This window comes from Streptomyces sp. NPDC005435 (assembly GCF_040703155.1).
In the GTDB taxonomy this organism is placed as follows: domain Bacteria; phylum Actinomycetota; class Actinomycetes; order Streptomycetales; family Streptomycetaceae; genus Streptomyces.
Genome location: NZ_JBEXEQ010000035.1, coordinates 1 through 12880 on the forward strand (window position 1 = coordinate 1; position 12880 = coordinate 12880).

Annotated in this window: 14 protein-coding genes; 11 read left to right on the forward strand and 3 right to left on the reverse strand. The window is 72.4% G+C overall.

Annotated elements, in window-relative coordinates; genetic code table 11:
• Positions 1-46: 46 nt before the first annotated feature.
• Together AB0898_RS30585 and AB0898_RS30590 are read left to right on the forward strand one after the other, a co-directional pair.
• Entirely contained in the window at positions 47-484 is a 438-nt protein-coding gene (locus AB0898_RS30585) for a transcriptional repressor (protein ID WP_366806300.1), read from the forward strand.
• A gap of 10 nt (positions 485-494) precedes the next feature.
• Entirely contained in the window at positions 495-1460 is a 966-nt protein-coding gene (locus AB0898_RS30590) for a folate-binding protein (protein WP_366806301.1), read from the forward strand.
• A 199-nt stretch (positions 1461-1659) separates the two neighbouring features.
• On the opposite strand, the gene dtd is transcribed toward AB0898_RS30590, so the two are convergent.
• Positions 1660-2085 carry a D-aminoacyl-tRNA deacylase gene (gene dtd, locus AB0898_RS30595; RefSeq protein ID WP_366806302.1) on the reverse strand — a complete coding sequence of 142 codons (426 nt, stop codon included), beginning with the start codon at positions 2083-2085 and terminating at the stop codon, positions 1660-1662.
• A gap of 158 nt (positions 2086-2243) precedes the next feature.
• Between dtd and AB0898_RS30600 the strand changes: the two genes are divergently transcribed.
• The 4 genes from AB0898_RS30600 to AB0898_RS30615 all read left to right on the forward strand — a co-directional run bounded on the left by AB0898_RS30600 (position 2244) and on the right by AB0898_RS30615 (position 6288).
• A complete protein-coding gene (locus AB0898_RS30600) occupies positions 2244-2837 on the forward strand; it encodes an aerial mycelium formation protein (RefSeq protein WP_366806303.1) in 594 nt (197 codons plus the stop codon).
• A gap of 90 nt (positions 2838-2927) precedes the next feature.
• Positions 2928-4169, forward strand: a complete 1242-nt coding sequence (locus AB0898_RS30605) for a GNAT family N-acetyltransferase (protein ID WP_366806304.1) — start codon at positions 2928-2930, stop codon at positions 4167-4169.
• A 476-nt stretch (positions 4170-4645) separates the two neighbouring features.
• Entirely contained in the window at positions 4646-5527 is an 882-nt protein-coding gene (locus tag AB0898_RS30610) for a winged helix-turn-helix domain-containing protein (RefSeq protein WP_366806305.1), read from the forward strand.
• Positions 5524-6288 (forward strand): HAD family hydrolase, encoded by a 765-nt coding sequence (locus AB0898_RS30615; RefSeq protein ID WP_366806306.1) that lies wholly within the window; start codon positions 5524-5526, stop codon positions 6286-6288. Before AB0898_RS30610 ends, AB0898_RS30615 begins: the two co-directional genes overlap by 4 nt.
• A gap of 184 nt (positions 6289-6472) precedes the next feature.
• Here the strand turns inward: AB0898_RS30615 and AB0898_RS30620 are convergent, their stop codons facing one another.
• A complete protein-coding gene (locus tag AB0898_RS30620; protein WP_366806307.1) occupies positions 6473-6655 on the reverse strand; it encodes a hypothetical protein in 183 nt (60 codons plus the stop codon).
• A gap of 256 nt (positions 6656-6911) precedes the next feature.
• Between AB0898_RS30620 and AB0898_RS30625 the strand changes: the two genes are divergently transcribed.
• The 5 genes from AB0898_RS30625 (at position 6912) to AB0898_RS30645 (ending at position 11823) form a co-directional block, all read left to right on the forward strand.
• On the forward strand, positions 6912-7787 hold the full coding sequence (locus AB0898_RS30625; protein ID WP_407078435.1) for a winged helix-turn-helix domain-containing protein: 876 nt from the start codon (positions 6912-6914) through the stop codon (positions 7785-7787).
• Between the two features lie 226 nt (positions 7788-8013).
• Positions 8014-8850 (forward strand): winged helix-turn-helix domain-containing protein, encoded by an 837-nt coding sequence (locus AB0898_RS30630; protein ID WP_366806309.1) that lies wholly within the window; start codon positions 8014-8016, stop codon positions 8848-8850.
• A gap of 100 nt (positions 8851-8950) precedes the next feature.
• Positions 8951-10084 carry an aminoglycoside phosphotransferase family protein gene (locus AB0898_RS30635; RefSeq protein ID WP_366806310.1) on the forward strand — a complete coding sequence of 378 codons (1134 nt, stop codon included), beginning with the start codon at positions 8951-8953 and terminating at the stop codon, positions 10082-10084.
• Between the two features lie 181 nt (positions 10085-10265).
• Positions 10266-11327, forward strand: coding sequence for a phosphotransferase (locus tag AB0898_RS30640; RefSeq protein WP_366806311.1), 1062 nt, complete (start codon positions 10266-10268; stop codon positions 11325-11327).
• 4 nt (positions 11328-11331) lie between these two features.
• Positions 11332-11823: an HAD domain-containing protein gene (locus AB0898_RS30645; protein WP_366806312.1), complete on the forward strand. Its 492-nt coding sequence runs from the start codon at positions 11332-11334 to the stop codon at positions 11821-11823.
• Positions 11824-11827: 4 nt separating this feature from the next.
• On the opposite strand, the gene AB0898_RS30650 is transcribed toward AB0898_RS30645, so the two are convergent.
• Positions 11828-12877, reverse strand: a complete 1050-nt coding sequence (locus AB0898_RS30650) for an aldo/keto reductase (RefSeq protein ID WP_366806313.1) — start codon at positions 12875-12877, stop codon at positions 11828-11830.
• Positions 12878-12880 lie beyond the last annotated feature (3 nt).

The window sequence follows — 12880 nt, forward strand, 5'->3', positions numbered from 1 at the left end:
CTCGTCGATCAGGCCTGATCGACGAGACACCCCCTAGACTTCCAGTGTGGTGAGCACCGACTGGAAGAGCGACCTCAGGCAGCGCGGCTACCGGCTGACGCCGCAACGGCAACTCGTGCTCGAAGCCGTGGACACCCTGGAGCACGCCACCCCGGACGACATCCTCGTCGAGGTGCGCAAGACCGCCTCCGGGGTCAACATCTCCACCGTCTACCGCACCCTGGAGCTGCTGGAGGAGCTGGGCCTGGTCAGCCACGCCCACCTCGGCCACGGCGCGCCCACGTACCACCTCGCCGACCGGCATCACCATCTCCATCTGGTGTGCCGGGACTGCGAGAACGTGATCGAGGCGGACGTGGACGTCGCCGCCGACTTCACCGCCAAGCTGCGGCAGCAGTTCGGGTTCGAGACCGACATGAAGCACTTCGCGATCTTCGGCCGCTGCCGGGACTGTGCCCTGAAGAGTTCAACCACCCCGTCGTAGGCTGACCCGTATGAAGAGCCCCCTGCTGTCCCTGCCCGGCGCCGTTCCCGCCGAGGGCGTGGACGAAGGCGTCGCCGCCCACTACGGCGACCTGTTCCGCGAGCAGCGCGCCCTCGCCGACGGCGCCGGTTTCGTCGACCTCTCGCACCGGGGTGTCGTCACCGTCACCGGCGAGGACCGGCTGAGCTGGCTGCATCTGCTGCTCACCCAGCACGTCAGCGACCTCCCCGTGGGCGAGGCCACCGAGGCGCTGATCCTCTCCGCCAACGGGCACATCGAGCACGCGCTGTACCTCGTGGACGACGGTACGACCGTCTGGGCGCACGTCGAGCCCGGCACCCAGGAGGCGCTGATCGCCTACCTGGAGTCGATGAAGTTCTTCTACCGCGTCGAGGTCGCCGACCGCACCGCCGACCACGCCGTGGTCCACCTTCCCGCCGGCTCCATCACCGAGGTGCCCGAGGACGCGGTGGTCCGCGAGACGCCGTACGGCCGCGACCTCTTCCTTCCGCGCGCCGGCCTGGAGGACTTCGCCGCCCGCTCCGGCCCCGCCGCCGGGCTCCTCGCCCACGAGGCGCTCCGCGTCGAACAGCACCGCCCCCGCCTCGGCTTCGAGACCGACCACCGCACGATCCCGCACGAGCTGGGCTGGATCGGCACCGCCGTCCACCTCCAGAAGGGCTGCTACCGGGGCCAGGAAACCGTCGCCCGGGTCCAGAACCTCGGCAAGCCCCCCCGCCGCCTGGTCTTCCTCCACCTCGACGGCAGCGACGTCCACCTCCCGCCCCCCGGCACCGAACTCCGCCTGGCCTCGGACGGCCCCGAAGGCCGCAAACTCGGCACGGTGACCACCTCCGTCCGCCACCACGAACTCGGCCCGGTAGCCCTGGCATTGGTCAAGCGCAACACCCCGACCGACGCCCCCCTCCTGGCCGGAGACACAGCGGCTTCCCAGGAAACAATCGTCGAACCGTGACGCCGTAGCCGCGGACAGCCGCCCCGCCCTCTAGCTGCGGGCACCCGCGCCGCAGTGCCCCCGCTCCCCCAGCTGCGGGCAGCCGCCCCGCCCCCTAGCTGCGGGCAGTCGTGCCGCTAGGGGCGGCACGGGTGGGCGCAGCGGCACCCCGCAAGCGCGGGCAAGCGAAGCCCCCCGGCCCGCCCGCAGCCCAGGGCGCCTAAATCTCCAACAGCACAGTAAACGGCCCGTCGTTGGTGAGAGACACCCGCATCTGCGCCCCGAACCGCCCCGTGGCCACAGTGGCCCCCAGAGCCCGCAGCTGGGAAACCACCTCATCCACGAGCGGCTCCGCCACAGAACCCGGCGCCGCCGCATTCCACGTAGGCCGCCGCCCCTTCCGCGCATCCCCGTACAACGTGAACTGACTGATCACCAGCAACGGCGCGTCCACATCACTGCACGACCTCTCGTCGGACAGCATCCGAAGAGACCACAGCTTCCGCGCCAGCTGCCCCGCCTTCTCCTTCGTGTCCTCGTGCGTGACCCCCACGAGGACACACAACCCCTCCCCGTCGAGAGACCCCACCGTCGCGCCGTCCACGACGACACTCGCCCCGTCCACCCGCTGCACCACCGCTCGCATGCCCCCATCATGCCCGGCGGAGAAAGATCCGCCGCCCGGGTGCCCCGGATACGTCATTACCGCCCATCCAGGGCCGTTCGGGGGCAGTCGGTCACATAGCGGCCACGCGGGGTGGCACGATGCTCCCACACGCCGGTCGAGGGGACGGTCACCACCACATGAGCACACCGAGCACCAGTGACAGGCTGGAGACGCGCCGCCCGCCCGCGCAGCGCGCGGACAGCCCGCCCGGCCCGTCGCTGCCCGTGGAGCCGCCGGAGCACGACCTGACCCGGCTCAGCCTGCCGGAGCTGCGCGCGCTGTGGCGCGACGCCCAGCGGGACGAGGCGGACCTCAGCTATGTACGGCGCCTGCTCCAGGGCCGTATCGACATCCTGCGCGCGGAGCTGGCCCGGCGCGGCGGACCGTCGGTGCCCGCGCCGCTGGACGCCTCCGTGGTCGAGCGGCTGCCGGAGATCCTGACCGACGCCCCGGCCCGGCACCGTTCTTCTGCCCGCCATGTCACGCTCGGCACCCCGCACAACGAGGAGTACGGGCGGCTGGCCGCGGAGATGCTGGGCGAGGTCGAGCTGTCCGACCTCACGGCGCGTACGGACGCCGAACTGACTGCGGCGATGGCCCGGTTGACGGGGTACGAGCAGGAGATCTCGCGCCGCCGCCAGCACCTCCAGCGCACCGCGGACGGCTGCAGCGCCGAGATCGCCCGCCGCTACCGGGTGGGCGAGGCCCAGGTGGACGACCTGCTGACCTGAGCCGGGGCGGACGGGCGGGCGCGCGGCGCGGACGGCGGCCGTCCGGAAATGGGCGCGACGCGCCCCGGCCCCCGCGCCTACCGTGACCTCATGATCGAGATCCGACCCGTCGAAGAGGACGAGTTCGAGGAGTGGCTCCGCGCCCTGAACATCGGCTTCCTCCAGGAGACGGTGCTTCTCCCCGAGCAACTTGAGGCGCAAAGAAGGCAGTTCGCCATGGGCCGCGCGCTCGGTGCCTTCGACGGCGGCCGCTGTGTGGGCACCTTCCGCTCCTTCCCCCAGGAGGTGACGGCGGTCGGCGGGGCGCCGGTCCGGTCGAACGCCATCACCAACGTCACCGTCAGCCCGACCCACCGCCGCCGGGGCCTGCTGACCGGGATGATGCGCCGCGACCTCGCGGCGGCCGAGGAGCGCGGCGACGCCGTGGCGACCCTGATCGCCGCCGAGTACCCGATCTACGGCCGCTACGGCTTCGGTCCCGCGGCCCACGCCACCGACTGGACCGTGGACGTCACCCGCTCGGGGCTCGGCTCCCGCCCGCCGGTGCTGCCCGACGGCGCCCGGATCGACCTGGTGGACGGCGCCGAGGTGCGCAAGCTGGGCCCCGCCTTCTACGAGCGGGTGCGGCCCGCCCTGCCTGGCTCGCTCGACCGCAGCGAGCTGTGGTGGGAGGCCCGCACCGGCACGCTCCGCTTCGCCCGCGAGTGGACCGAGCCGTTCCACGCGGTGCTGCGCTCCGCCTCCGGCGAGGTCGAGGGGCTGGCGACGTACCGCTGCGAGAACGACTGGAAGGACGGCGGACAGCCGGAGCACACCGTCGTCGTGGAGGGGCTGCTCGGCGTCACCCCGGCGGCCGAGGCGGCCCTGTGGCGGTTCCTGTGCTCGATCGACTGGGTGACGAAGGTGAAGAGCGGCTGGCGCTCCCCGGACGATCTGCTGCCCGACCTGCTGCCCGACCGGCGCGCCGCCCGGATCGCGCTGCACTGCGACTGGCTGTGGGTGCGGTTCCTGGACGTCGTACGGGCCCTGGAGGCGCGGACGTACGAGCGGACCGGCTCGCTCGTCCTGGACGTGCTGGACGAGGGCGGACCGGCCGGCGGGCGCTACCGGCTCGCGGTGTCCCCCGAGGGTGCCTCCTGCACCCCGGCGGCGGGGGCGAGTGCCGATCTCACGCTGCCTGCGGGGGAGTTGGCCACGGTGTGGCTGGGCGACGGCTCGCTGACGCGGCTCGCGGGGCTCGGCCGGGTCCGGGAAGAGCGGCCGGGCGCCGCCCGGGAGGCCGACGCCCTGTTCCGTACGTCCGGGCGGCCGTGGTGCCCCGACGGCTTCTGAGCGGTCCCTTCTCCCGATGACGTTGCCTGGTCGTCCGTAGCGCTGTGCGTGGCGCGGTCGGGACCTCTGCCCGACCCGCCACACTCTCTTCTGTTGTGGCTGTGCGCTTGCGTCTTCTGTTGTGGCTGTGCGGATTCAGTTGTGACTGTGCGCTCCGGTGGCCGTCCCCTGCCGGGCTCCAGGCTCCCCTCCGGAGAGGAGTCCGGCGGCCAACCACGCGGAAGCCGAACCATGTTGGCCGAGTTGGCTGCCAACTCACTCTTCTTATAGCCGCCTGGAAGCGCCCCATAACCACCTTTCGCCGAACTGCCGCAAGATGGCGGGAAGTTGTACCGTTTTTCGGCGCCCACAAGACCCGCCCCGACCCCTGACCGGACCCGGCCCCGGCCGCCCCACCCGGAACGGCCCGAGCCGGCCAGGACGGACGCCCCCGGGAACAACTGCCGCAAGTCGTAAGCAAGTTGTACCGTCTGCCCATGACCCAGGAGAACGGGGCCGTGAACGCCAGGCGGAGCGCCGCCGAGAAGGTCGCCGACATCCTCCGGGAGCGGATCCGTAACGGCGACCTCGCGGTAGGTCAACGTCTGCCCCCGCAGAGGGAGTTGGCCGAGGAGTTCGGTGTCGAGCGCGAGGCGGTCCGGCAGGCCCTGCGGCTGCTGCGGAGCGCCGGTCTGCTCAGCCCGCGACCGAGGACCACGGAGCCCGCCCTCACGCCGGACGATCCGCAGCCCATGGTGACCCTCTCCCCGCGCCTCACCGAGGCGTTCACCGCGCCCCACGTCCGCGTCGACGCGGTGTGCCTGACCGCGCAGAGTCTCATCCCCGCCCTCGGCGAGCCGCTGCGCCTGATCCACGAGGGCGGCATCCGCCCCGAGCGGATCGACGTCCGAGTGCTGCTGCCCTCCCGGGACATCAACCTTGAGCTCCCCGCCCCGGCCGACCCGTCCGGACAGGACGAGGGCCCCGCCCGCCACAGCGACGACGCCCCGGTGCACCGGCGTTGGTCGGCCCTGCGCGACGCTCAGTGCCAGGTCCTCCACTACAACCTCGTATCCCTGCGCGCCACCCACGACATCGAGGTGAACGTCGCCTTCCGGACCCTGCCGTTCACCCCGCCGGCCAAGCTGTACCTGCTCAACGGCACCGAAGCCCTCCACGCGTACTACGTGCCCACCCGCCACGAAGAGCCCGTCGACAGCGGTGCCCTGCACATGTACGACACGCTCGGCTCCGAGTCCCCGCTCCTCTCCTTCGAGGCGCGTTCGGGCCCCCGGGATACGGCATTCGTGGCACAGTCACAGAAGTGGTTCGACGCCCTCTGGGAAACCGTCGCCCCGGACCTGACACTCTCCTGGTGACTTCTGAGACGACGACACAGGCCGAACCGAGTGAGAACGAGACCGATGCGCTGCGCGATCTGATCGAACGTGCCCGAGTCGTCCTCTGGGACTTCGACGGCCCGATCTGCCGGCTCTTCGCGGGGCACACGGCGGAGAGCGTGGCCGCCGGGATGGTGGACCGGCTGGCGGAACTCGGGCTCGCGGACCTGCTCACCGACGCCGAGCGCGACACCCTGGACCCCCAGGTGGTGCTGACCGCCGTGGGCGGCGCCCGGCCCGGCGGCGAGCTGGTGGCGGAGCTGGAGGAGCTCCTCACCGAGGAGGAGCTGCGGGCCACCGCCTCCGCGATGCCCACCGCCTACGCCGACCCGCTGATCCGCACCTGGACGGCCGTGGGCGCCCGCCTCGCCGTCACCACCAACAACTCCCCGCTCGTGGTCCACGCCTATCTGGCGGGCCGGGGCCTGGCCGGCTGCTTCGGCCCGCACGTCTACGGCCGTTCCCGCGACCTGCACCTCCTCAAGCCCGACCCGGACTGCCTCGACCGGGCCCTGGCCGCCCTGGGCGCGGACCCCGCCGACGCCCTGATGATCGGCGACTCCCCGACGGACTGGTTCGCCGCCCGCACGGCCGGGGTGCCCTTCCTCGGCTACGCCCGCTCCGAGCGCAAGGCGAAGCTGCTGCGGGAGGCCGGAGCCGGCCAGGTCGTCCCCTCCCTGGAGCCGGTGCTGAACCTGGTCCGCGCGCTGCCGTGGGCGGCGGCCCGGGAACGCGGCTGATCCCGGCGGACCTCGGCGGGCCCCGCGGACCTCGGCGGGCCTCGACTGATCCCGGCGGGCCTCGGCTGATCCCGGTGGACCTCGGCGGCCCTCGACTGATCCCGGCGGGCCTCGACGGACCCCGGCGGATCAGTCAAATCCGCAGCCCCGGCCGGTGATTGGACTGGCCCCGGCCGCCCGCGCGTCACGCCTGGAGCATCAGCAGGACGAGCAGGACCGCGCCGAGGCCGGCGCACTTCGCGTGGTGCGCCTTGATCCCCACGCCCAGCAGGAGCACGCACAGCAGGCCCGCTCCGCCGTAGCGGGCCTGCAGCAGGTTCTCCAGGCCCATGGCGAGGGTGGCGGACACCAGTTGGCTGACGATCATGACTCCCCCAGTCGTCGCGCGTGTCGTGCGGCAAGAAGTCGTCCAATTGGACTGGTTGCCGCAAGGGGAGGCGTGCCCTGAGCCGGAGATCCCTTAACGGGCAGGCCGAATTGGACTGGTCATCTGACCGAAAAGGAGAGCGCGGCCGGCCCCGCGAGCCCGGTTCCAACTGCCGCCAAGTCGGGGACTTGGCCGTACTTCGCCAACAACTGCGCAACAACTCCCGCAGGATGGCGACAAGTTGTAGCTTTTGGTCGTGACCGAGGAGCACGAGGAACATGCGGCGGCGCCCCACGCCAGACGCAGCTCGCCGTGGGACATCGCGGGCGTCCTGCGCGAGCGCATCCGGGCGGGCGCGCTGCGGGCCGGGGACCGGCTCCCCACGCAGGCGGAGCTGGCCGGCGAGTTCGGCGTGGAGCGCGGCACGGTGCGCGAGGCCCTGCGGATGCTCCAGCGCGACGGCCTGCTCGACGGGGTGAACCGGGGCAGCCCGCCGCGCGTCGCGGGACCGGCCGCGCACACGGGCGAACCGCAGTCCACGATGGTGGGGCTCGCCCCCCGGCTGACCGAGGCGTTCGCCGCCCCGCACGTGCGCGTGGACGTCGTCTGCCACACCTCCGAGACCCTGATGCTCGCCCTCGGCGAGCCGCTGCGGCTCATCCACGAGGGCCGGCTGCGCCCCGAGGTGATCGACCTGCGGATCCTGCTGCCCTCGCGGGACATCACCCTCGCCTTCCCGGTCGCCGTGGAGGGCGACGACGACTCCGTCCACCGGCGCTGGCTGGAGATGCGCAACGCCCAGGGCCAGGTCCTGCGCCACAGCCTCAAGGCCCTGCGCGTCACGCACGGCATCGACGTACAAGTGGCGTTCCGCGCCCTGCCGTTCACCCCGCCGATCAAGATGTACCTGCTCAACGGCGAGGAGACGCTGATCGCGTACTACACGCTGACCCGCCGCGCGGAGGAGTGGCAGAGCCGGACGCTCGACATGTACGACGCCCTCGGCTCCCAGGCCCTGCTCTTCTCCTTCGAGGCGAAGCCGGGCGGGCGGGACGCGGCGTTCGTGGAGCAGTCCCGGAAGTGGTTCGACGCGCTGTGGGAGACGATCAGCACGGACCTCACGCTCTCCTAGCGCGCAACCCGAGTGTGGCCGCGCGGCCTTTTCCAGCCAGTCGTACCAATGCCGTGCCGTGCGGCCGGATTCCGCCGGACCCGGACGGACCCGGACGCTCCATGTCGGCCAATCATTGGTCCAATCAGGCGCCAGTAGGCCTGAAATCGGTGCGCTCCGGCCGGTGCGGCGTTACGTTCGCTCTGTGGCTACCTCAGGACATGCGGAAGGCGGAGGCCGGGCCTCCATGCTGGTGGAGTCCGTGCTCCGGGAGCAGTTGGCGAACGGCACCTACCGGACCGGCCAGACCCTGCCCACCCAGCGGCAGCTGGCCGCGGAGTTCGGCGTGAGCCGGGACACGGTGCAACGGGTGCTGGGCCGGCTGTCGGACGAGGGCTGGCTGGCGTCCCGGCAGGGCAGCGGCGTACGGGTGCTGAAGGTGCCCCTCGTGGAGCCGCCCGAGGCGCCCGGCCCGCGCCGGGGCGCGGTGTCCCTCGGCCCGCTGATCCACCACGCCTTCGAGCAGCCGCAGGTCGTCCTCGACACGTTCGCGCTGACCTCCGAGACCCTGTGGAACCACCTCAAGGTCCAGGCCGAACGGGTCGCGGCCGGCGAGGTCGCCCCGGAGCGGGTACGGCTGCGCGTCCTGCTCCCCTCCGGCCGGCAGCGGCTGGCCTACCCCGCGGCCAAGGACCCGGCGGACGACCGGGTCTGGCGGCGCTGGCGGGACATGGCCCGCAGGCACGTCATCGGCGTCAAGGGCCTGATGGCCCAGCTGCGGGAGCTGGGCGTGGACGCGGAGGCGGAGGTCCGCCGGGTCGCGCTGACCCCGCAGTACAAGCTCTACGTGATCAACGACCGGGACCTGCTCTTCGGGCTGTACGAGGTGTTCGAGCGCACCATCCTCCTCGACGACGGCACGCCCGTCCCCGCACTGGACGTACTCGGACTCGGCTCGGTGCTGTCCCACCACCGCTGGGAACCGAGTGAGGCCGAGTCGCACGACGGGCGACTCTTCTCGACCATGCGCGCAAGTTTCGAGTCATATTGGGAGCAGCTCGGAGAGGATGAGGACGACATCTGAGACCTCCGGGCGGAATCACCCGTTCAGGCTGTGACGAGGGTGCGCCGCCGAGAGTGGCGTGGCACAAAACCGCTCGTGAGGGCCGTTATTCTCGGCGCGCATGTCGCACGTTTCGCTCCGTGGGGCGCGGCTGTCCCTCGCACGTGTCTTCGCGGAGGCGCGCCGCCGCAGCACCGACGGTGTGGTGGTTTCCGGCCATCACAACATCAACCGCATCGCACCGCTGCGGCAGCCGCTCGCCCTTCTGCTCCGGCAGCCGTCCGGGGGCTCCCTCGCCAAGTTCCGCACGCCCTTCCCCGCGATCGAGGTGGTGCCCCGGATCTTCCCCGGCGAGGCGCCGGTCCTGCGCGCGCTGGAGCGGCATGTGGACGGTGTCCCGCGCTGTCTGGCCGACTTCGGGGACTGGTCCCTGCACCAGTACGTCGAGGGGCAGGCGCTCTCCGAGGCCGTACCCGAGGGCCCGGTCGGCCGGGAACGGCTCCTGGCGCTGGCCCGGTTCTTCGCCCAACTGGCCGGTGTACGACGGGAGGAGCTGCCCGCCCTGCCCGCCGGCTGGCCCGCCTCCGGTGACAGCCGGGGCTTCCTGGACTGGCTCGCGGAGTTCGCGGACGTACGGGTGCACCAGGCCAACCTCCCTTGTTTCGGCGCCCTGTTCGAGGCGGTGGGCGTACGGCCCGGCGCCGTCGGCGGTTTCCTGCGCACCGTCCCCCCGCTGACCCCGCGCCCCTACGCCTTGCTGCACACCGACGTCCACCGGGCGAACATCGTGGTGAGCCCGGCCCCCGGCGGCGAACGGCTCTGCGTGATCGACTGGGAACTGGCCCTGTACGGCGACCCGTTGCACGACCTCGCCACCCATCTGGTGCGCATGGACTACGACGAGGACGAGCGGGAGCTCATGGTCCGGCTGTGGGCCGGGGCGATGCGGGAGGCGGAGCGCCCGGACCTGTGCGCGGGCCTGGACACCGACCTCCCCGTCTACCTCGGCTTCGAGTACGCCCAGTCGGTCTTCCCCGACGTGATGCGCGCCGCGCTGCTCCTCCCGGACCGCCCGGCCGACCGCGACCTCGTCCTCGCCGCCGCCCGCGTCCTCCGGGCCCTTGAGCGCGCCCGCGAGCCGCTCCGCCTGGACGGGCCCCCGTCCGAGGGAGCCGTCATCGACGCGCTGCGCCGGTGGCGGGCGACGGCGGCGACAGAGCGGGGAGGGGACGTTTCCGTACCGGTTTCACGCTGATGGAGTCACCTGTTCGGCTCTGTGCGGATGCGCCCTTGTCTGGCTGTACTGTTCCCGACACTCCGGGGGAATCGCCGACCGAGCCGTGCATGTGAGACGTGTGGGGCCTGGGCGGGCGTGTGCCCGTGACCGGCGGTTGCCCCGACGTTCTTCGTGCTGAGGGGACGGAGGAGGCCGCGACATGACCGACGGGATGCCCACGGCCCGGCTGGGGGCGTTCGCCGTGAGCCGGGAACGAGCAGCGGTCGAGGGGCCGCTCGCGGGGTACCACCACGAGACGTATGTGCTCCCGCTGCCGTCGCGGGACCGGTCCTCGGCGGAGCGCTGGAAGGCCCGGGAACCCCGTGCGGGCATCAAGTGGTTCGACCGCGGATGCCTCCACTCCGAGGAACCGTTGCTCCGCGTGCTCGCCGGACGCGTCACCGGGCTTCCCGGCCTCCTGGAAACGAACGGTGTCGCGTCGCGGCAGTTCATCGAGGGCTCGACGCTCGGCAGGGTCGCGCCCGCGCCGGCTCCCGTACCCGAGGCGTTGTTCCGGCAACTGGTCGGCTTCTTCGGCCAGTTGGCACGGATCGACCCGGCCGCCCTTGCCGTCGCCCGGCGGTGCGTGCCCGCGGACCGGCCGGCCGACGGGGACGGCGACGGCTTCCTGGGGCAGCTGATCGACTTCGTCGAGCAGCACGTGTACCGCACCGCGTCCGACGAATTCGAGCAGCTCTTCCACAGCCTGGGGATAGGCCCCGGTGTCTTCCGCTCCCTCCGGGCCCACGTCTCGGGCCTGCGCGGCCGCCCCTTCCGCCTCCTCCACGGAGACCTCCACCGCGAGAACCTGATCGTGGACGCCGACGGCCGGCTGTGGGTCATCGACTGGGAGCTGGCGATGGTCGGGGACCCCCTCTACGACCTCGCGACCCACCTCCACCTGATGCGCTACCCCGCCTGGCAGGCCGGCCGCATGGCCCGGGAGTGGAGCCGGGCCGTGGGGCCGGTTTCGTCGGACGGCTGGCAGGAGGACCTCGTGCGGATCATGCACTTCAAGCGGGCGCAGTCCGTCTTCACCGACGTCATACGCGCGGCCCGCGACCTGGGCACCGCCCCGGACACCGCCCGGGTGACCGGCGCCGCCTCGCGACTGCACCGCGTACTGACGGCCGCTGCCGAGCCCCTCGGCCTCGCCGCCGTACCCGCCCCGCGCGACATGGCCGAGGCGCTGGACCACTGGCGTCCGCTGGCCCGATCCTGACGGGATGCTGCTCTTCCTCGACGTCGACGGCGCCCTCATCCCCTTCGGAGCCCCCGCCGACGCCTACCCGGTGTACGAGCGGGGCGCCGCCGGACCGTCCGACGGACATCCGCTGCTCCGGCGCGTCGATCCCGCGCTGGGCGCACGGCTCACCGCGCTGGGCTGTGCGCTGGTGTGGGCCTCCACCTGGATGGACGAGGCCAACGAGATCCTCGCCCCCTGGCTGGGCCTGCCCCCGCTGCCGGTCGTCGAGTGGCCGGACGAGGACGAGCCGCCGGGGCTGCTCCACTGGAAGACGCGGCCGCTGGTGGCGTGGGCGGCCGGGCGGCCGTTCGTCTGGATCGACGACGAGCTGACGGAGGCCGACCGCGCGTGGGTCGCCGTACATCACCCCGGGCCGGCGCTGCTGCACCGGGTGGATCACATGCGCGGGCTGACGGAGGCGGACTTCGGGGCCATCGGGGCGTGGCTGGGGGAACAGGGGGCGTACGGCTGAGGGGTCAGGCCGCCGGGCGGTCCTCCGGGTGGCGGCGGCGCAGCCGGGGCCGTTGCAGCGCGGGCGGGGCGTAGTCCATGTCGAGGCGGCCGACGTCCGTGCCGGGCGGGACGATCGCGTCGACACGGTCCAGGATCTCGTCCGTGAGCGTGGCCTTGGCGCCCGCGAGCAGGTCGTCGAGCTGGTCCATCGTGCGCGGGCCGATGATCGCCGAGGTGACGCCGGGGTGGGCGATCACGAAGGCGAGGGCGAGATGGGTCAGCGAGAGCCCGGCCTCCTCGGCCACCGGGATCAGCCGCTCGACCGTGTCCAGGCGCCGTTCGTCGGTGAGGTGCCGGAAGCCGAAGCGCGCGCGGTGCGTGTCCGCGTCCCGCCCCTTGCGGTAGCGGCCGGTGAGCAGCCCGCCGGCCAGCGGGCTGTAGATCAGCGCGCCCATGCCGTACCGCTCGCAGACGGGCAGCACCTCGCGCTCGACACCCCGGTTGAGCAGGGAGTACGTCGGCTGCTCGGTGCGGAACCGCTGGAGTCCGCGCCGCTCGGCCACCCACTGCGCCTCGACGATGTCGGAGGCCGGGTAGCCGGAGGTGCCGATCGCGCGGACCTTGCCCGCGCGCACCAGGTCGGTCAGAACGGACAGGGTCTCCTCGATGTCGGTGTCCGGGTCGGGCCGGTGGATCTGGAAGAGGTCCACATGGTCCGTGCCGAGCCGGCGCAGCGAGTCGTCCAGCGCCCGGGTCAGCCAACGCCGGGACGCCCCTTGCCGGTTGGGGTCGGCGGGAGTGTCACCCGTCTCCAGCCCCATGGGATTGCGCGCCTTGGTCGCCAGGACGACGGAGTCCCGGCGCCCCTTGAGCGCCTTGCCGACGATCTCCTCGGACTCGCCGCGCGAGTACATGTCGGCGGTGTCCACGAAGTTGATGCCCGCGTCCAGCGCCTTGTGGATCATCCGTACGGACGCGTCGTGGTCGGGGTTGCCGATGGCGCCGAACATCATCGCGCCGAGGCAGTACGGGCTGACCTTGATGCCGGTGCCGCCCAGGGTGCGGTACTGCATGGT